Source organism: Flavobacterium panacagri, from assembly GCF_030378165.1.
Taxonomy (GTDB): Bacteria; Bacteroidota; Bacteroidia; order Flavobacteriales; family Flavobacteriaceae; genus Flavobacterium; species Flavobacterium panacagri.
In genome coordinates this window covers 416,142-435,050 of record NZ_CP119766.1, presented here as the reverse complement: position 1 = coordinate 435,050, position 18,909 = coordinate 416,142, and the positions used below count along the sequence as shown (strand labels likewise).

25 protein-coding genes are annotated in these 18,909 nt (G+C 35.0%); 22 read left to right on the top strand and 3 right to left on the bottom strand.

Annotated elements, in window-relative coordinates; genetic code table 11:
* Positions 1-183: 183 nt before the first annotated feature.
* The 3 genes from P2W65_RS02125 to P2W65_RS02115 form a co-directional block, all read right to left on the bottom strand.
* Entirely contained in the window at positions 184-1,692 is a 1,509-nt protein-coding gene (locus P2W65_RS02125; protein ID WP_289663224.1) for a SusD/RagB family nutrient-binding outer membrane lipoprotein, read from the bottom strand.
* 12 nt (positions 1,693-1,704) lie between these two features.
* Positions 1,705-4,917, bottom strand: a complete 3,213-nt coding sequence (locus P2W65_RS02120; RefSeq protein ID WP_289663222.1) for a SusC/RagA family TonB-linked outer membrane protein — start codon at positions 4,915-4,917, stop codon at positions 1,705-1,707.
* A gap of 85 nt (positions 4,918-5,002) precedes the next feature.
* Complete coding sequence (locus P2W65_RS02115) at positions 5,003-6,703, bottom strand: BamA/TamA family outer membrane protein (protein WP_289663220.1); 1,701 nt, start codon at positions 6,701-6,703, stop codon at positions 5,003-5,005.
* A 182-nt stretch (positions 6,704-6,885) separates the two neighbouring features.
* Here P2W65_RS02115 and rpsL point away from each other — a divergent pair, with 182 nt between their 5' ends.
* From rpsL to rpsE, 22 genes are all read left to right on the top strand, one after another.
* Entirely contained in the window at positions 6,886-7,269 is a 384-nt protein-coding gene (gene rpsL / locus P2W65_RS02110) for a 30S ribosomal protein S12 (RefSeq protein WP_007136570.1), read from the top strand.
* Positions 7,270-7,293: 24 nt separating this feature from the next.
* Positions 7,294-7,770, top strand: a complete 477-nt coding sequence (rpsG, locus tag P2W65_RS02105; protein WP_026727879.1) for a 30S ribosomal protein S7 — start codon at positions 7,294-7,296, stop codon at positions 7,768-7,770.
* 10 nt (positions 7,771-7,780) lie between these two features.
* Positions 7,781-9,937: an elongation factor G gene (gene fusA, locus P2W65_RS02100; protein ID WP_163407836.1), complete on the top strand. Its 2,157-nt coding sequence runs from the start codon at positions 7,781-7,783 to the stop codon at positions 9,935-9,937.
* Between the two features lie 10 nt (positions 9,938-9,947).
* Positions 9,948-10,253 (top strand): 30S ribosomal protein S10, encoded by a 306-nt coding sequence (rpsJ, locus tag P2W65_RS02095; protein WP_007803605.1) that lies wholly within the window; start codon positions 9,948-9,950, stop codon positions 10,251-10,253.
* 395 nt (positions 10,254-10,648) lie between these two features.
* On the top strand, positions 10,649-11,266 hold the full coding sequence (rplC, locus tag P2W65_RS02090) for a 50S ribosomal protein L3 (protein WP_091496656.1): 618 nt from the start codon (positions 10,649-10,651) through the stop codon (positions 11,264-11,266).
* Positions 11,266-11,895 carry a 50S ribosomal protein L4 gene (gene rplD / locus P2W65_RS02085; RefSeq protein ID WP_132989111.1) on the top strand — a complete coding sequence of 210 codons (630 nt, stop codon included), beginning with the start codon at positions 11,266-11,268 and terminating at the stop codon, positions 11,893-11,895. The genes rplC and rplD overlap by 1 nt, the downstream gene beginning before the upstream one ends.
* A gap of 7 nt (positions 11,896-11,902) precedes the next feature.
* Positions 11,903-12,193: a 50S ribosomal protein L23 gene (gene rplW / locus P2W65_RS02080; protein ID WP_091496652.1), complete on the top strand. Its 291-nt coding sequence runs from the start codon at positions 11,903-11,905 to the stop codon at positions 12,191-12,193.
* Positions 12,194-12,202: 9 nt separating this feature from the next.
* A complete protein-coding gene (gene rplB / locus P2W65_RS02075; RefSeq protein WP_008464287.1) occupies positions 12,203-13,027 on the top strand; it encodes a 50S ribosomal protein L2 in 825 nt (274 codons plus the stop codon).
* A 6-nt stretch (positions 13,028-13,033) separates the two neighbouring features.
* Complete coding sequence (gene rpsS, locus P2W65_RS02070; protein ID WP_008464288.1) at positions 13,034-13,312, top strand: 30S ribosomal protein S19; 279 nt, start codon at positions 13,034-13,036, stop codon at positions 13,310-13,312.
* A 6-nt stretch (positions 13,313-13,318) separates the two neighbouring features.
* Positions 13,319-13,732 carry a 50S ribosomal protein L22 gene (rplV, locus tag P2W65_RS02065; protein ID WP_007803631.1) on the top strand — a complete coding sequence of 138 codons (414 nt, stop codon included), beginning with the start codon at positions 13,319-13,321 and terminating at the stop codon, positions 13,730-13,732.
* 5 nt (positions 13,733-13,737) lie between these two features.
* Positions 13,738-14,496 carry a 30S ribosomal protein S3 gene (gene rpsC / locus P2W65_RS02060; protein ID WP_008464292.1) on the top strand — a complete coding sequence of 253 codons (759 nt, stop codon included), beginning with the start codon at positions 13,738-13,740 and terminating at the stop codon, positions 14,494-14,496.
* A gap of 19 nt (positions 14,497-14,515) precedes the next feature.
* Positions 14,516-14,941, top strand: coding sequence for a 50S ribosomal protein L16 (gene rplP, locus P2W65_RS02055; protein WP_008464295.1), 426 nt, complete (start codon positions 14,516-14,518; stop codon positions 14,939-14,941).
* A 12-nt stretch (positions 14,942-14,953) separates the two neighbouring features.
* On the top strand, positions 14,954-15,145 hold the full coding sequence (gene rpmC / locus P2W65_RS02050) for a 50S ribosomal protein L29 (RefSeq protein WP_008464297.1): 192 nt from the start codon (positions 14,954-14,956) through the stop codon (positions 15,143-15,145).
* 17 nt (positions 15,146-15,162) lie between these two features.
* A complete protein-coding gene (gene rpsQ, locus P2W65_RS02045; RefSeq protein WP_012022485.1) occupies positions 15,163-15,423 on the top strand; it encodes a 30S ribosomal protein S17 in 261 nt (86 codons plus the stop codon).
* A gap of 2 nt (positions 15,424-15,425) precedes the next feature.
* The gene (gene rplN, locus P2W65_RS02040) at positions 15,426-15,794 is read left to right on the top strand and encodes a 50S ribosomal protein L14 (protein ID WP_007803649.1); all 369 of its coding nucleotides are present in this window, start codon (positions 15,426-15,428) and stop codon (positions 15,792-15,794) included.
* An 11-nt stretch (positions 15,795-15,805) separates the two neighbouring features.
* Positions 15,806-16,120 carry a 50S ribosomal protein L24 gene (rplX, locus tag P2W65_RS02035; protein WP_026727873.1) on the top strand — a complete coding sequence of 105 codons (315 nt, stop codon included), beginning with the start codon at positions 15,806-15,808 and terminating at the stop codon, positions 16,118-16,120.
* Between the two features lie 2 nt (positions 16,121-16,122).
* Positions 16,123-16,674 carry a 50S ribosomal protein L5 gene (gene rplE, locus P2W65_RS02030; protein WP_289663184.1) on the top strand — a complete coding sequence of 184 codons (552 nt, stop codon included), beginning with the start codon at positions 16,123-16,125 and terminating at the stop codon, positions 16,672-16,674.
* Positions 16,675-16,677: 3 nt separating this feature from the next.
* Entirely contained in the window at positions 16,678-16,947 is a 270-nt protein-coding gene (gene rpsN, locus P2W65_RS02025; RefSeq protein WP_031456037.1) for a 30S ribosomal protein S14, read from the top strand.
* Positions 16,948-17,051: 104 nt separating this feature from the next.
* Positions 17,052-17,450: a 30S ribosomal protein S8 gene (rpsH, locus tag P2W65_RS02020; RefSeq protein ID WP_008464306.1), complete on the top strand. Its 399-nt coding sequence runs from the start codon at positions 17,052-17,054 to the stop codon at positions 17,448-17,450.
* Between the two features lie 18 nt (positions 17,451-17,468).
* Positions 17,469-18,011 (top strand): 50S ribosomal protein L6, encoded by a 543-nt coding sequence (gene rplF, locus P2W65_RS02015; RefSeq protein WP_179002198.1) that lies wholly within the window; start codon positions 17,469-17,471, stop codon positions 18,009-18,011.
* 11 nt (positions 18,012-18,022) lie between these two features.
* Positions 18,023-18,373 (top strand): 50S ribosomal protein L18, encoded by a 351-nt coding sequence (rplR, locus tag P2W65_RS02010; protein WP_035650451.1) that lies wholly within the window; start codon positions 18,023-18,025, stop codon positions 18,371-18,373.
* 3 nt (positions 18,374-18,376) lie between these two features.
* On the top strand, positions 18,377-18,901 hold the full coding sequence (gene rpsE / locus P2W65_RS02005) for a 30S ribosomal protein S5 (RefSeq protein WP_085949269.1): 525 nt from the start codon (positions 18,377-18,379) through the stop codon (positions 18,899-18,901).
* Positions 18,902-18,909 lie beyond the last annotated feature (8 nt).

The window sequence follows — 18,909 nt, the reverse complement described above, 5'->3', positions numbered from 1 at the left end:
AACATAAAATCATTTTTTTTACCTTCTCTATATGTTAATTTAACATTTCCTGAATATTTTGATATATAAATCACAATTTTTCATTTGAATATTGGTTATTTTACGGGTAACACAAATGAATGTTAAAAAAATAAAAAAAAGCCGCCTCGATTTGAGGCGGCTTTAAGATATTTGCTATTAATGTTAGTTAATATCCCAGAATATTTTAGTTTTTAGCTTGTCTCCTCCAATTGAAGTAGAGGCTGCTTGATAATTAGTAGCATTTAAAGTTTGTTCTCTAATAGGGTATGCCATTCTTGATGGAATTTGTCCTTCAGCAGCGGCATCTGCGTTTGCTGGAGGAGTAAGAACTGGGAAGTTTAATCTTCTAGTTGATGTCCATCCTTCAAATCCTCTGTTAAATAGAGCGTACCATGCTTGCTCACCCACTTTTTGTTGCCATGTTCCCGTTGCTGTGGCATAAGCAACTTGAGGTTGTGCTAAATAAGCGTCTGCATCTGCAGTGCTTACTCCCCAATCTTCCATAGATGCTTTGATTGCAGCTGTGTAATGTGATTCTATTGTACCACTTACAGCTACTCCTCTTCCTGCAGCTTCAGCTAATAGGAATTCAACTTCAGCATAATCTAGCAATGTTCCGCTAAAATCTGGTGCTTTAATCTTGTCGCTTGCGTGAGTAAATCTAGATTGGCTGTTTTTTGATCCAACAATACCTCCTCTGTAACCTGTAACAGTTATTAACTCTTCGGTAACAGGGTCGGTGTCTCTGTAGGTTGGTCTGAAATATTGAGTTTTTCTTGGGTCATTTAAAGTAACTAATGCATCTACAAATGGTTTTGCAACTACAAAGTCGTTTCTTCCAGAGAACACCATATCAACATAAAGAGGATTTGTATTTGGAAGGTTTGCCATGTAAGGTAGTTTAGCATTGTCGGCATTTGAAGTGAATGTTCCTGCTGCAGCTGATAATATGGTAGCGTCTGCAAGGGTAGCTTCTAAACCTGAGGCTTTAAGGTTTACTCCTAATTTTAGTTTAATACTGTTAGCAAACTTAATCCATGCATTTAAGTCGTCTTTGTAGATAACATCTGCATCTCCAAATCCAGGATGAGATGTGTCTATATCAGCGATATCTTTGTTAAGACGAGCAATTAAATCTTTATAAATGTCTATAGCTTTATCGTATTTAGGTAGATAATTAGCAGATCCTTTTAAAGATTCTGAATAAGGTACATCTCCAAAAGTGTCCACTAAGATTTGGTAAGTGAAAACCATTAAAATATCAACTTGGATCAATTGATTTTTTTTAGTGATGCTCTTTTGAGCAAATTCTGGATCTGTAGCAGGAATTACATCTTTTTCTAAAAAGCCTTTTGCCTGAGATAAATCAGCTAAAGCTCCAGAGTAAAGTCTGTCCCAGTGATTGTCCGATATTTTACGAGTAACCCAATTGTATGTAGATTCATCTAGATAAGTAGTTTCTGTCCATTGCTGGTTTACTAATCTAAATATATTTTTATTTACATTGGTGTTAACAAGCTGTTCTGTAAGTCCTTTTTCTGCATTTGTAAATAAAGTGCTTGCAGGTACTACAGAAGGGTTTTTTACATCTACATTTAAGTCTGTTAGGCTGCTGTCATCACATGATATTGTGAGAAACATAATTCCTAAAGCATATATTAATTTTTTCATTTCTTTTCTGTATTAAAATTTGAATGTTAAGTTAAATCCAATATCTCTTGTTGTTGGAAGAGATCCTACTGAATAACCTCTTGAGCTATTTCCTGAAGATAGTCCACTTTCGGGATCTGCGTAAGGTAGATTTTTACTGATTATCCATAAATTAGATCCTACAAGACTTGCGGATGCTGAGTTGAAAAATGTATTTTCAAACATTTTTTTAGGGAAGTTATAAGTAATAGAAACTTCTCTTAATTTTACAAATGATGCGTCATAAATAAATGCTTTGTTCGGAGCTGCTTGGTATCCCATGCTGTTTGCAATTGTTCCGCCTTTTGTTTTTACAGTGTTTACAGATCCGTCAGGAGCTACTCCTGGATTTAAAACTCCATTTTCTCTAATGTCGCCTACAGCAGTTTCTTTGTAAAGTCCTGATGCAAGTCCATAATACATGTCTAATGAGAAGATGTCTCCACCTTTTTGAGTGTCAATTAAGAATCCAAAAGTTAAATTTTTGTAGCTAAATTTGTTTCTAACACCACCAATCCAATCTGGTGTAATGTTTCCAATTGTATTGCTAGACGATGTTGTGATCATGTACTTTCCTGTAGCTTGATCTATTGTTGGCTGTCCGTTAGTGTAAACGAAATCAGTTCCTTTTAATGCTCCATAAGCTTCTCCTGGTGATGCATTTACAGTAACACCTCCTTGGAAAGCTCCTAGTTGAAGGTTGTCTAGTCCGTTAGGTAATGAAATAACTTTACTTCTATTGTTTGACCAGTTAACAATGATTTCCCATGTGAAATCTTTTGTTCTAATTGGAGTTCCGTTCAATTGAACTTCAAAACCTTTATTTTGTATATTTCCACCATTAACCAGTCCGTGCGTATATCCAGATCCTGAAGAAACAGCTGCAGCAACGATTTGGTCAACTGAATTTGTTTTGTAATAAGTAACGTCAAATCCTAAACGTCTGTTTAATAAACTTGCTTCTAAACCAACTTCGAAAGATTTTGTTCTTTCAGGTTTTAGTTCAGGATTTTTATTAATGCTTCTGAATGGAAGTAATAATGAGTTAGTGTAAAGAGGTTGTCCTTGGAAGTTAGAAACCCTAGTGTAAGTGTTGTTAAGTTGTAATGCATCTGCATCATTTCCAACTTCTGCATAGTTAACTCTGAATTTTCCTAAGTTTAACCAATCTGCTTTTACAACATTCGAGAATAAAAATGATCCCGAAACTGCTGGGTAAACATATGTGTTATTGTCATCTGGTAAAGTTGATGAAACATCTCTTCTTATGGATGCGTCTACAAAATAAGTGTCTAGGTATCCGATAGAACCTTGAGCATAAATACCGTTTACTCCGGATTTGATTTTAGCTTCTTTAGGGAAAGGAAGATCAAAACGAGAGTTAGATAAAGCATAAATTCCAGGTACCACTAATCCTCCTACAGTAGAAGAAAGTACATTTTCTCTGTCGTTTCTTCTGATGTTTGTTCCAAGTACTCCAGTTAAGCTGATGTTGTCTCCGATTTTTTTGTTGAAGTTTAACATTAAATCGTAGTTGATTTCTTCGAAATTAATGTCATTTCTTTGGTATCCTGATGATTCATCAACTGGAGAAAGTCCAAAGCCTGAAGCAATAGATCCTACTGCTCTTCTTTCTTCTTGAAGTTGTTTGTAAGTGTCTAAAGAGACTCTTCCAAGAATGTTTAACCAAGGTGCTACTTCATAGTTAAGAGAAGCATAGCTAAACAAACGCGTTCTGTCATCTGAAGAGTAGTTTTGATAACGAGTAAAGTAAGGGTTGTCCCAGTATGCTGGCACTAAACCATCTGGAGATGTTGGGTCAGTCCAGTTCCATGTTATGTTTTGGCCTCCTGAAGCAAAGTATACATCTTTTTGAGCCTGAACATCTGTATTGGTTTGCCACCATTGTCTGAAGTTACCCATGATGTTGTCGTTGTAACCAGTAGAGTTTCTTCCCACTGTGTTTTGTAGTGTTACAGCAGCGTAAGCGTTGGCAGTTAATTTATCGGTAACTTTTTGACTAAATCTAGCGCTTAATTGATTCTTTTTTAATTCACTATTTGGTAAGATACCAGTTTGATTTGTGTTAACATAAGACATAGATAGACTTGATCTTTCTGTTGATTTTTCAAGCGATATGCTGTTAACGTAAGTTTGTGAGTTTCTGAAGAAAGTTACGGGGCCATTTTTAGCAGCTGCCCAAGGAGTAGCTTTTCCATAATTAGGGGAATATGGAGTGAAAGCGTCCCATTGGTAAACTAATTGGTTGTCGAAAGCATCTCCGTCTGATGCGTCATTTGAAGTGTCTACTGTGTCAGGAGTTCCTGTTCCTAGAAATGATGATCCGAAACCATACCCTGAACCGTATTTGTTTTGATACGTAGGGAATGTTGATTTGTCAATACTACCGCTTGTAAAACCACTTGAAAAAGTAAAGCCTATTTTGTTGTCTGATTTACCTTTTTTTGTTGTTACCATTACAACTCCATTTGCTGCACGTGATCCATAAAGTGCTGTTGCGGCTGCTCCTTTAAGAATGTTAATGCTTTCGATGTCTTCTTGGTTAATATCAGAAGCGTTGTTACCATAATCGTAACCTCCGCCACCAACTTGTTGAGAAGTTGCATTTGAGTTTGAGTTGTCAATTGGCACACCGTCAATTACCCAAAGCGCCTGATTGTTTCCAGTAAGAGATTTGTTTCCTCTTATGACAACATTTGTTGATCCTCCAAAGTTGTTGTTTCTTTGAACTTCAACACCCGCTGCTTTACCAGATAAAAGGTTAGCGACGTTCGCGTTTCCAGCTCCTCCATTAACATCTTTACCTGAAATTTGTTGAGATGCATAACCAAGAGATTTTTTCTCTCTTTTAATCCCCATTGCAGTTGTTACTACAACTCCTTCTAGTTCTTGTGCGTCACCTGCTAACTTTATATTGATTACAGTTGAGCTTGCAGCTACTTCTTGAGTTTTCATTCCGATGTAGCTAAATACCAGAACTTGGCTTGATGTTGCTTTGATAGAGAATTTTCCATCAAAATCCGTTTGTGTCCCAGACTTTGTTCCTTTAACCAATACACTTACGCCTGGCAGAGGCAGTCCTGCATTGTCCGAAACTGTACCCGAGACAGCTCTTTCTTGCGCAAAAGTTACTTGCGCGATTAGTACTAAAAGAAGTACTAAAAATCCATTGAACCTTAGTTTCATTTTTAAATATTTTGAATTAGTGTGGTAAAACTCTTAATTATTTGTTAACTATCCTAATGTTCTTTTAATCTTTTTTTAATATACATCAAAATTTAACATTATAACATATGTTGATGATAGTGTTAAATAATTGCAAATCCGATGCTCTTTCCGCGCCATTACTGAGATTTATTCGTAAAATACCACTTGTTGTTTGGATTGTTGCGCCAATGCCGATGCCGATCAATTTTTTTATCTGTTTTTGGTTTAAAGTAACTGTTTGGTCTTGGTAAAGGGCATAGTCTAAAATAGAGTTAAAGTATAGATTTTGTGAAATCAGATACCTGTATTCTGTTAATAACATCGAAGTGAAGTTAGCTTGAAGACTATTTTCTAAAAAGCCTCTGATCGAATTCATTCCTCCAAAGCGGAATAATTCGTTTGAAATGTAGTTTTGACTTTTTAAGAAAAAATTTTGTGAATTTATGTTAATGAAATTTTTCGGATTAAGTTCAAAATTGTACTTAAGGTTAATGTTTGCAAAAAACTGATTGCTTGTTCCGGCTGTTTGAGGACTGTTGTTCGTAGTTCGTTTTCCAAATCCCAGTGAGGTGTATATGAACGCTTTATTGAAAAATAATGGATTTTGGTAATCTAATTTTTGTAAATCAAAAGTAGTTGTCAGGTACGAATTGTTGAAATCGCTGATTGAAGAATTGTTTGTGTTTTGAATATCGCTGGATTCTGTGGATTGATATCCAATGTAAAGTTTTGAATTGTAGTTCAAATAATATCCTAAGTTGATATCGGTTTTAGTATTTTGGAAAGTGCTGTCTTGTTTGAATATGTTTAATTGCGCTTTTATTCCTATTGGAGATTGAAATATATATGGAATTTCAATTTTAGTATTAAACGTTTTTTGTTGATTGCCATCGCTTTTCCAGTATAACGAAAATTTTTCTCCAGCATGCAATGTGTTGACTAAAGAAATATCTAGATATCCATTTAAGACAAGTTTTTTGTTTTCGTCATTTGAAAAGCCAATGTAACCATCAAATGTATTCGCTTTTCTTTTTTCAATATAAGTGTAGATTTTAGTTGAGTCCTTTGTGAAAAGTATTTCGGGATATTTGGTTTGGGATATAAATTCAAAACTATTTATATCGGTATAAATGTTTTTAATAATTTCTTGATTAAAAGTTCTGTTTAGATATTTTCTATTGAGTTGTTTTAATGCTCCTTTTGGGAAAAAATCTTTTGAATCCGAGTTAGCATAATTTAGAATAATTGAATTTAAAGCTCTTTTTTTTTCGGAATCTAAATTTAAAGCAGCATAAATTATCGAATTCTTTTTAGTGATATTTTTCAGTTTTATTTTAGTAAATGCAAAACCTGCTTTTTCTTTATTAGAAATTTCTTGATTGAGGAAATTTTCTAATTCAGAATATGGAATAAATATGCTGTCTTTTGTTGCTGTTTTTTCATTATAAAAAGAATTATTTATACCTATATATATATGTACTTCTTTTATCTTGTTTTTTAGGTCGATTATGGCGTTGAAAGTACTGTCGTTTATTTTCTTGTTTTCTATAATTTCGGAATCAATAAACCCTTGTTTTGTTAGTTGATTTGTGATAATTGTGATTTCGTTGTAAAGAGATTTTAGGTTAGAGTGTTTTTTGTTATATGAAATAGAATCAATTGTTTGGCTCTGTTCTTTGTTGATTCCATTTATATTAAGGCAAAAAGATTGGGCAAAACAGCTTGAGCTAATTAATAGGATGTATATGTTTAGTAATTGTTTCAAAAGCAATTGTTTTGTTAGTTAAATGTAAAGCAAATATCTAATGTTTCTTTGTGAAATCATAGTTATAAATAATGTTGTTGAAAATTAATGGTTTAACGTTTGTATACTGAGAAATATTTTATACATTTGCAACCCCGTAAAAAGCGGGAATTTAATAAACATAATAATTTTTAGTATTAATTATGCCAACAATTCAACAATTAGTAAGAACAGGAAGAACTCAGATCACTAAGAAGAGTAAATCGGTTGCTTTAGATTCTTGTCCTCAAAGAAGAGGGGTTTGTACGCGTGTTTACACTACTACACCAAAAAAACCAAACTCTGCAATGCGTAAAGTTGCGCGTGTACGTTTGACAAATGGTAATGAGGTGAATGCTTACATCCCAGGAGAAGGACATAATCTACAAGAGCACTCGATAGTATTAGTGCGAGGTGGAAGGGTAAAAGATTTACCAGGTGTTAGATATCACATCGTTCGTGGAGCGCTTGATACGTCAGGTGTTGCAGGAAGAACGCAAAGAAGATCTAAGTACGGTGCTAAACGCCCAAAAGAAGCAAAAAAGTAATTTAAAAACTTTTAAGAAAAAGACATGAGAAAAAGAGCGGCAAAGAAAAGACCACTTTTACCGGATCCAAGGTTTAATGACCAATTAGTAACACGTTTTGTGAATAACTTAATGTGGGATGGTAAGAAATCTACAGCTTTTAAAGTATTTTATGATGCTATTGATATCATTGAAACTAAAAAGCAAAATGATGAGAAAACTTCATTAGAGATCTGGAAAGATGCTTTAACAAACGTTATGCCTCACGTAGAAGTACGTAGCCGTAGAGTTGGTGGAGCTACATTCCAAATTCCAATGCAGATTCGTCCAGACAGAAAAATTTCTATGGCAATGAAGTGGTTAATACTTTATTCAAGAAGAAGAAATGAAAAATCTATGGCACAACGTTTAGCTTCTGAGTGTTTAGCTGCGGCTAAAGAAGAAGGTGCTGCAGTTAAGAAAAGAATGGATACTCACAAAATGGCAGAAGCTAATAAAGCATTCTCTCACTTTAGATTTTAATTCGTAAGAAATGGCTAGAGATTTAAAATATACAAGAAATATCGGGATCGCTGCTCACATTGATGCTGGTAAAACAACAACTACTGAGCGTATTCTTTTTTATACTGGAAAATCACACAAAATTGGTGAGGTACACGATGGTGCTGCAACAATGGACTGGATGGCGCAAGAGCAAGAAAGAGGTATTACAATTACATCTGCTGCTACAACTTGTACTTGGAATTTTCCAACTGAGCAAGGTAAAGTTCTTCCAGAATCATTGCCTTACCACTTTAATATTATTGATACTCCTGGACACGTTGACTTTACTGTAGAGGTAAACCGTTCTTTACGTGTACTTGATGGTTTAGTTTTCTTGTTTAGTGCTGTTGATGGTGTTGAGCCTCAGTCAGAAACTAACTGGAGACTTGCTGATCAATATAGAGTTCCTCGTATGGGATTCGTAAACAAAATGGACCGTCAAGGTGCTAACTTTTTAGCTGTATGCGGACAGGTTAAAGATATGTTGAAATCGAATGCGGTTGCAATTACTTTGCCTATTGGTGATGAAGCAGATTTTAAAGGTATTGTTGACTTGGTGAAAAATCAGGCTATCGTATGGCATGATGAGACTCAGGGGGCTACTTTTGATATCGTTGATATCCCGGCTGATATGGTTGATGATGTAAAACACTACCGTTCTATCCTTATCGAAGAGATTGCAACTTATGATGAGAATCTTTTGGATAAATACATGGAAGATGAAAACTCTATTACAGAGGAAGAAATCAACAATGCATTAAGAGCGGCTACAATTGATATGGCAATCATTCCTATGCTTGCTGGTTCTTCTTTCAAAAATAAAGGAGTTCAATTTATGTTGGATGCTGTTTGTAAGTATTTACCATCTCCATTAGATAAAGAAGGTATTGAAGGAATTCACCCTGATGATGCTGAATTATTAGAAGAAGATCAAACTAAAATCTTACGTCGTCCAGATGTAAAAGAGCCGTTTGCTGCTTTGGCATTTAAAATTGCTACTGACCCATTCGTAGGTCGTTTAGCTTTCTTCCGTGCTTATTCTGGACGTTTAGATGCTGGTTCTTACGTTTTAAATACTCGTTCTGGTAACAAAGAGAGAATTTCTCGTATTTACCAAATGCATGCTAACAAGCAAAATCCAATCGAATATATTGAGGCTGGAGATATTGGGGCTGCTGTAGGATTTAAAGATATCAAAACTGGAGATACACTTTGCGATGAAAAGAATCCAATTATTTTGGAGTCTATGAAATTCCCAGAGCCTGTAATTGGTATTGCTATCGAGCCTAAAACTAAAGCTGACGTTGATAAGATGGGTATGGCTTTGGCTAAATTAGCTGAAGAAGATCCAACATTTACTGTAAGAACTGATGAGGCTTCAGGTCAAACTATTATTTCTGGTATGGGTGAGCTTCACTTAGATATCTTAGTTGATCGTATGAAACGTGAGTTTAAGGTAGAGGTTAATCAAGGTGAGCCACAAGTAGAGTACAAAGAGGCGTTTACTAAATCTGCTCAACATAGAGAAACTTACAAAAAACAATCTGGAGGTCGTGGTAAATTCGGTGATATCGTATTTAGAATCGAGCCTGCTGATGAAGTTGATGGTAAAGTTCCAGTTGGATTGCAATTCGTAAATGAGGTAAAAGGTGGTAACGTACCAAAAGAGTATATTCCTGCTGTTGAAAAAGGTTTCCGTGAGGCTATGAAAACAGGTCCGTTAGCTGGGTATGCTGTTGATAGTTTAAAAGTAACTTTATTAGATGGATCTTTCCACCCTGTGGATTCTGATGCTCTTTCTTTTGAATTAGCTGCTAGAATGGGTTATAAAGAGTCAGGACGTGCTGCTGGAGCTGTTATTCTTGAGCCAATCATGAAAATCGAAGTTATTACTCCAGAAGAAAATATGGGTGATATCGTTGGTGACTTGAACCGTCGTAGAGGTCAGGTAAATGATATGGGTGATAGAAATGGTGCTAAAACTATTAAAGCTGATGTGCCTTTATCAGAAATGTTTGGTTATGTAACTACATTAAGAACATTATCTTCTGGTAGAGCAACTTCAACAATGGAGTTTTCTCACTATGCAGAAACACCTTCTAATATTTCAGAAGAGGTAATCAAAAAAGCAAAAGGTAACGCTTAATTTTAAGAAAATGAGTCAAAAAATCAGAATAAAACTAAAATCTTACGATCACATGTTGGTAGATAAATCTGCTGAAAAGATCGTAAAAACAGTAAAAACTACTGGAGCAGTTGTAACAGGTCCTATTCCGTTGCCAACTCACAAAAAACTTTTCACTGTATTACGTTCTCCGCACGTTAACAAAAAAGCGAGAGAGCAATTTGAAGTAATGTCATACAAGAGATTGATTGATATTTATTCATCTTCATCTAAAACAATTGATGCTTTAATGAAACTTGAATTGCCAAGTGGAGTGGAAGTAGAGATAAAAGTATAATTTTTTTATATTTTTTTATAGATAAAAGCGAGACAGAAATGTCTCGCTTTTTTTATTGCTGTATGATAATTTTTGATTGAGTTTTTTTGTTGCTCCGGTTTATGTTAAAATTTGTAAAAGTCTTTATTTTAGTGAGATGCGAGAGGTTTTTGTTGTGAATTGTTTAAGTAATTGTTAAGTTAGAAATTGGTTTTGGTGTAAAAGTGAAATTTCTTTTTTGGGGTAAATCAGGTTTGATTTTGTATTCTTTTTAGGCTTGGATTTTGATAATGAGCGATTTAATTTTTGTAACTGTTTGGTTTATTCGATTTTAATATCTACTTTTGCACTCCCTGTTTGGAAATTTATGTGATTTTCAAATTGAAGGGAATTTTAGTAATTAATAATTAATATTTATGTCTGGGTTAATTGGTAAGAAAATCGGCATGACTAGTATTTTTGACGAAAACGGGAAAAACATTCCTTGTACAGTAATCGAAGCTGGTCCATGCGTTGTTACCCAAGTCAGAACCAACGAGGTTGACGGGTATGAAGCGTTGCAACTTGGTTTCGATGACAAAAACGAGAAACATTCTACTAAAGCGGCTTTAGGTCACTTTAAAAAAGCTGGAACTGTTGCTAAGAAAAAAGTCGTTGAATTCCAAGATTTTGCAACTGAACAAAAATTAGGAGATCTTATTGATGTTTCTATTTTTGAAGAAGGAGAATTTGTAGATGTACAAGGTGTGTCTAAAGGTAAAGGTTTCCAAGGTGTTGTTAAACGTCACGGTTTTGGTGGTGTTGGACAAGCTACTCATGGTCAGCACAACCGTTTAAGAGCGCCAGGTTCTGTAGGAGCTTCTTCTTATCCATCTAGAGTATTCAAAGGAATGCGTATGGCTGGAAGAATGGGAGGAGAAAATGTAAAAGTTCAAAACCTTAGAGTTTTAAAAGTAGTTGCTGAGAAGAACTTACTTGTTGTTAAAGGATGTGTTCCTGGGCATAAAAACTCTTATGTAATCATTCAGAAGTAATGGAAGTAAAAGTATTAGATTTCAACGGAAAAGATACTGGAAGAAAAGTTCAACTTTCTGATTCAGTATTCGCAATTGAACCAAACAATCACGCTGTATATCTTGATGTTAAGCAATATCTTGCTAATCAAAGACAAGGTACTCATAAGGCTAAAGAAAGAGCTGAAGTAACTGGAAGTACTCGTAAGATTAAAAAACAAAAAGGAACTGGTACTGCTCGTGCAGGAAGTGTTAAAAATCCTTTGTTTAAAGGTGGTGGAACAGTTTTCGGACCAAGACCAAGAAGTTATTCATTTAAATTGAATAAAAACTTGAAGAGATTAGCAAGAAAATCTGCTTTCTCAATCAAAGCAAAAGAGTCAAATATAGTAGTTTTAGAAGACTTTAATTTTGAAGTACCAAACACTAAAAATTTCATTAACGTTTTGAAAGCTTTAGGGTTAGAGAATAAAAAATCTTTATTCGTGTTGGGTGAGTCAAATAAAAATGTATATTTGTCGTCACGTAATTTAAAGGCTTCTAATGTCGTAACTAGCTCAGAATTAAGCACTTACGCAATCTTAAACGCTAATAATTTAGTGCTTTTGGAAGGTTCTTTAGAGTTAATTGAAGAAAATTTAAGTAAATAATAGGAATATGAGCATTATTATTAGACCTATAGTAACGGAAAAAGTAACCAAAGAAAGTGAAGTTCTAAACCGCTTCGGATTCGTTGTTGACAAAAAAGCAAACAAAGTTGAAATTAAGAAAGCTGTTGAAGCTGCTTATGGAGTAACTATCGTTTCTGTTAATACAATGAATGTGAGACCAGATAGATCTACTAAATACACTAAAAGTGGTTTAATCAGTGGAAAGACAAATGCTTACAAAAAAGCAATCGTTCAAGTACAAGAAGGAGAAACAATTGATTTTTACAACAATATCTAAGATAGAAAAATGTCAGTAAGAAAATTAAAACCTATTACCCCAGGTCAGCGATTTAGAGTTGTGAATGGTTATGACGCCATTACAACTGATAAGCCGGAACGCTCTTTGATAGCGCCGATAAAAAACTCTGGAGGTAGAAATAGTCAAGGAAAGATGACCATGCGTTATACGGGTGGTGGTCACAAGCAGAGATATCGTATTATCGATTTCAAAAGAACTAAAGATGGAATTCCAGCTACAGTGAAATCAATCGAATACGATCCGAATCGTACTGCGTTTATTGCTTTATTAGCTTATGCTGATGGAGAGAAAACTTATATTATCGCTCAAAATGGATTGAAAGTTGGTCAGAAATTAGTTTCTGGACCAGAATCTCAACCAGAGATTGGTAATACTTTACCTTTAAGCAGAATTCCTCTTGGAACTGTTATATCTTGTATTGAGTTACGTCCAGGACAAGGAGCTGTTATTGCTCGTTCAGCTGGAACTTTTGCTCAGTTAATGGCAAGAGACGGGAAATACGCAACAATTAAAATGCCATCTGGAGAGACAAGATTAATCTTGTTGACATGTTCGGCTACAATTGGAGCTGTTTCTAACTCTGACCACCAATTAGTTGTATCTGGAAAAGCAGGTAGAACAAGATGGTTAGGAAGAAGACCTAGAACTAGACCAGTAGCGATGAACCCAGTTGATCACCCTATGGGAGGTGGTGAAGGACGTTCTTCTGGAGGGCATCCACGTTCAAGAAACGGATTGCCAGCTAAAGGTTACAGAACTCGTTCTAAGAAAAACCCGAGTAACAAGTATATCGTAGAACGTAGAAAGAAATAATAAGATATGGCACGTTCATTAAAAAAAGGACCTTTCGTTCATTATAAATTAGACAAGAAAGTTCAAGAAAACGTAGAAAGTGGTAAAAATGCAGTTGTAAAGACTTGGTCTAGAGCTTCAATGATTACTCCGGATTTCGTTGGACAAACTATCGCAGTTCATAACGGTCGTCAATTTGTACCAGTTTACGTAACAGAAAACATGGTAGGTCACAAATTAGGAGAGTTTTCACCAACTAGATCTTTTAGAGGTCATGCTGGAGCAAAAAATAAAGGTAAAAAATAAGAAGCAATGGGAGTTCGTAAAAGAGAAACAGCAGATGCGAGAAAAGAGGCTAATAAGTCTATTGCTTTCGCAAAATTGAATAACTGCCCTACTTCACCTAGAAAAATGCGCTTAGTAGCGGACTTGGTAAGAGGTCAGAAGGTAGAAAGAGCACTTAACATTTTAAGATTCAGTTCTAAAGAAGCTTCAAGAAAATTAGAAAAACTATTATTATCTGCAATCAATAACTGGGAGCAAAAAAATAGTGAAGGTAATTTAGAAGAAGCTGGATTATTTGTTAAAGAGATCAGAGTAGATGGTGGAATGATGTTAAAAAGACTTCGTCCAGCTCCACAAGGTCGTGCACACAGAATAAGAAAACGTTCTAATCACGTAACAATCGTGCTTGGAGCTATCAATAACACACAAAGCAATTCTTAAGCAGCATGGGACAAAAGACAAATCCAATTGGAAATAGACTTGGTATCATCAGAGGATGGGACTCAAACTGGTATGGTGGAAATGATTACGGCGATAAATTAGCTGAAGATCACAAAATCAGAAAGTATATCCATGCTCGTTTATCAAAAGCTAGTGTATCAAAAGTAATCATCGAGAGAACTTTGAAACTTGTAACCGTTACTATCACTACTGCTAGACCTGGTATCATTATCGGAAAAGGTGGGCAAGAGGTAGACAAGTTAAAAGAAGAACTTAAGAAAGTTACTGACAAAGAGGTTCAAATCAACATCTTTGAAATTAAAAGACCTGAGTTAGATGCTTATCTTGTGGCGACAAGCATCGCTCGTCAAATCGAAAGCCGTATTTCTTACAGACGTGCAATCAAAATGGCTATTGCTGCTTCTATGCGTATGAACGCTGAAGGTATCAAAGTTTTGATTTCTGGTCGTTTGAATGGTGCTGAGATGGCACGTTCAGAAGGTTTCAAAGAAGGTAGAATTCCTCTATCAACTTTCAGAGCTGACATTGATTATGCTCTTGCTGAAGCTCATACTACTTATGGTAGAATGGGTATTAAAGTATGGATCATGAAAGGTGAGGTTTACGGTAAGAGAGAACTTTCTCCACTTGCTGGAATGGACAAAAAACAATCTGGTACAGGTGGTGGAAAAGGTGGAGATGCTCCTAGAGGCAAATCTAACTTTAACAAAGGTGGAAAACCAGACGCTCGTAAAAGAAAGTAAATTTTTAAACTAAAGAAAAATGTTACAGCCTAAAAGAACAAAATACCGTAAGGTACAAAAAGGTAGAATGAAAGGTAACTCTCAAAGAGGGCATGAACTTTCAAATGGAATGTTTGGTATTAAATCTGTACATGAAGATGGAATGTTCTTAACTTCTCGTCAAATCGAAGCTGCGCGTATCGCTGCAACTCGTTACATGAAAAGAGAGGGACAATTATGGATTAAAATTTTCCCAGACAAACCTATTACTAAGAAACCTCTTGAAGTACGTATGGGTAAAGGTAAAGGAGCAGTTGAGTATTGGGCTGCTGTTGTTAAACCAGGAAGAATTATGTTTGAAGTTGGAGGAGTTCCATTGTCAGTTGCAAAAGAGGCTTTACGTCTTGCAGCTCAAAAACTTCCAGTAAAAACTAAGTTCGTCGTTGCTAGAGATTTCGAAGCATAATTTATATTTATTATGAAACAATCAGAAATAAAAGATCTTTCTGCAGCGGAGTTGCAAGAAAAGCTTAGTCAAACTAAGAAAGTATATGCTGACCTAAAAATGGCTCACGCAATCTCTCCAATTGCTAACCCACTTCAAATTAGAAGCGTTAGAAGAACAGTTGCAAGATTAGCTACAGAGTTAACTAAAAGAGAGTTACAATAATTGTATTCTGCTGAAAGATGGAAGAAAAAAGAAATTTAAGAAAAGAAAGAATAGGTGTTGTTACTTCAAATAAGATGGATAAGTCTATCGTTATTTCAGAAGTAAGAAAAGTAAAACACCCATTATACGGTAAGTTCGTGTTGAAAACTAAGAAATATGTTGCACACGACGAAACAAACGACTGTAACATTGGAGATACTGTAAGAATTAGCGAAACGCGTCCTTTAAGTAAAACAAAATGTTGGAGATTAGTTGAAATCTTAGAAAGAGCTAAATAATTATGGTACAACAAGAATCAAGACTAAAAGTAGCAGATAACACGGGAGCTAAAGAAGTTTTAACTATTCGTGTTTTAGGAGGTACTAAAAGAAGATATGCCTCTGTTGGTGACAAAATTGTAGTTTCTATCAAAGATGCAACTCCAAACGGAAACGTTAAAAAAGGAGCTGTTTCAACTGCAGTTGTTGTACGTACTAAAAAAGAAGTGAGAAGAGCTGATGGTTCTTATATCCGTTTCGATGACAATGCATGTGTTCTTTTGAACGCTGCAGGAGAAATGAGGGGAACACGTGTTTTTGGTCCGGTAGCAAGAGAACTTCGTGAAAAACAATTCATGAAAATTGTATCATTAGCACCAGAAGTGCTTTAATTCGTTTTAAGATGATAAAGCTAAAAATAAAATCAGGAGATATCGTAAGAGTTATTGCTGGAGACCATAAAGGTGCTGAAGGTAAAGTTTTACGTGTTTACCGTGAGAAAAATAAAGCGATAGTTGAAGGTGTAAACATGGTTTCAAAACATACAAAACCAAGTGCTAAAAACCCTCAAGGTGGTATCGTTAAGAAAGAAGCTTCTATTCAAATTTCTAACATTGCTTTAATTGATCCTAAAACAAAGGAAACAACTAGAGTAGGTATTAGAGTAGAAGGAGATAAGAAAGTAAGATTTTCAAAAAAATCTAATCAAGTACTATAGTAATGGCATATACACCTAGACTAAAAGAAGAATATAAGAGTAGAGTAATCTCTGCTCTTAAAGAAGAGTTCGGATATACAAACGTAATGCAAGTTCCAAAACTTGAAAAAATCGTTTTGAGCCGTGGAGTTGGTGCAGCTGTATCTGATAAAAAACTTATTGACTATGCAGTTGATGAGTTAACAAAGATCACTGGACAAAAAGCAGTATCTACAATTTCTAAGAAAGACGTTGCGTCTTTCAAATTAAGAAAAGGGATGCCTATTGGAGCAAAAGTAACTTTACGTGGAGAAAGAATGTATGAGTTTTTAGATAGACTTATTACTTCTTCTTTACCACGCGTTAGAGATTTTAGTGGTATTAAGTCTACTGGTTTCGACGGAAGAGGTAACTACAATCTTGGAGTTTTAGAGCAAATCATTTTCCCAGAAATTGATATTGACAAAGTAAATAAAATTTCAGGAATGGATATTACATTTGTTACTACTGCAAAAACAGACAAGGAAGCAAAGTCATTATTGGCTGAATTAGGATTACCTTTTAAAAAGAATTAAGACATGGCTAAAGAATCAATGAAGGCCCGTGAGGTTAAAAGAGAGAAAACGGTAGCTAAGTATGCTGAAAAGAGAAAAGCTTTATTAGAAGCTGGAGACTATGAAGGTTTACAAAAATTACCTAAAAATGCTTCACCAGTTCGTTTACACAACCGTTGTAAATTAACAGGTAGACCAAGAGGTTATATTCGTCAATTTGGTATTTCTCGTGTAACTTTCCGTGAAATGGCTAATAATGGATTAATTCCTGGTGTTAAAAAAGCATCTTGGTAATCTCGCAATAAGTTATTACTTTTGCAAACCAAAAAATAATTTTAATTGATTAAAGGTTCGGGAGACGTGTGTCTCCCGAAAACCATAATCGCAATCAAATACATATGTATACAGATCCTATTGCAGATTATTTGACTAGAGTTCGTAATGCTGTGGCTGCAAACCACAAAGTTGTTGAAATTCCAGCATCTAATCTTAAAAAAGAGATAACTAAGATCTTATTTGATCAAGGTTACATCTTAAGTTACAAATTTGAGCAGAACACTGTACAAGGTTCTATCAAAATTGCTTTAAAGTATGATAAAGATACTAAAGAGCCTGTAATCAAAGATATCCAAAGAATTAGTAAACCTGGTTTACGTAAGTACGCAGGTGCTGCCAAATTACCTAGAATCCTTAATGGATTAGGAATTGCTATTGTTTCTACATCAAAAGGTTTGATGACTGGAAAGCAAGCTAAGCAATTAAATGTAGGTGGTGAAGTAATTTGTTACGTATACTAATTTTAAACACTAGATAAGATGTCAAGAATAGGTAAAAGCCCAATTGTAATCCCTGCTGGTGTAACTGTTGAAGTTAAAGACGGTGTTATTACAGTAAAAGGAAAAAGAGGTCAATTAGTTCAGGAGTTTTCGGACGTAACTGTAACTGTTGAAGGCGATCAAGTTTTAGTTGAAAGATCGTCTGATCATAAAGACCATAGAGCAAAACACGGATTATTCAGATCTTTGATCAGTAATATGATTGTTGGTGTTTCTGAAGGTTTCACAAAAGAACTAGAATTAGTTGGAGTTGGTTATAGAGCTTCAAACCAAGGTCAAAAATTAGATTTAGCTCTTGGATATTCTCACAATATTGTTTTAGAAATTGCTCCTGAAGTATCTCTAGAAACAGTATCTGAAAAAGGTAAGAACCCAATCGTAAAATTAACATCATTTGATAAACAACTTTTAGGTCAAGTTGCTGCGAAAATCAGAGGTTTCCGTAAGCCTGAACCATACAAAGGAAAAGGTGTTAAATTTGTGGGTGAAGTATTAAGAAGAAAAGCAGGTAAATCAGCTTAAAAAATAAGATTATGTCATTAACAAAATCTGAAAGAAGACAGAGAATTAAATTCAGAATTAGAAAATCGGTTAGTGGTTCTGCTGCTAGACCTAGACTTTCTGTATTTAGAAGTAATAAAGAAATTTACGCTCAAATTATTGATGATGTAAATGGAGTTACTATATTAGCTGCATCTTCAAGAGAAAAAGAAATAGGAAAAGGTACTAACGTTGAAGTAGCTGCTGCTGTTGGAAAATTAGTTGCAGAGAAAGCGTTAAAAGCTGGGATCGATACCATCACTTTTGATAGAGGTGGATATTTATATCACGGTCGTATTAAATCATTAGCGGAAGGCGCAAGAGCTGCTGGACTTAAATTCTAATATATTATGTCTAAATACAAAAATGTAGAATTGGTAAAACCTAGTGGTCTTGAACTTAAAGATCGTCTAGTAAGTGTTAATCGTGTTACTAAAGTTACAAAAGGTGGTAGAGCTTTCGGTTTTTCTGCTATTGTAGTTGTAGGTGATGAAAATGGAGTAGTTGGTCATGGATTAGGAAAATCTAAAGACGTTTCTGAAGCAATTGCGAAAGCAGTAGAAGATGCTAAGAAAAACTTAGTTAGAATTCCTTTGAACGGACAATCTGTTCCTCACGAACAAAAAGGTAAATTTGGTGGTGCGCGTGTATTCTTAATTCCAGCGTCTCATGGTACTGGAGTTATTGCTGGTGGAGCTGTTCGTTCAGTTCTTGAGTCAGTAGGTATTCACGATGTATTGTCTAAATCTCAAGGATCATCAAATCCACATAACGTAGTTAAAGCAACTTTTGATGCTTTATTGCAAATGAGAAGCGCTCACACTGTTGCAAAACAAAGAGGTGTTTCTTTAGAGAAAGTTTTTAAAGGTTAATTAGGAAA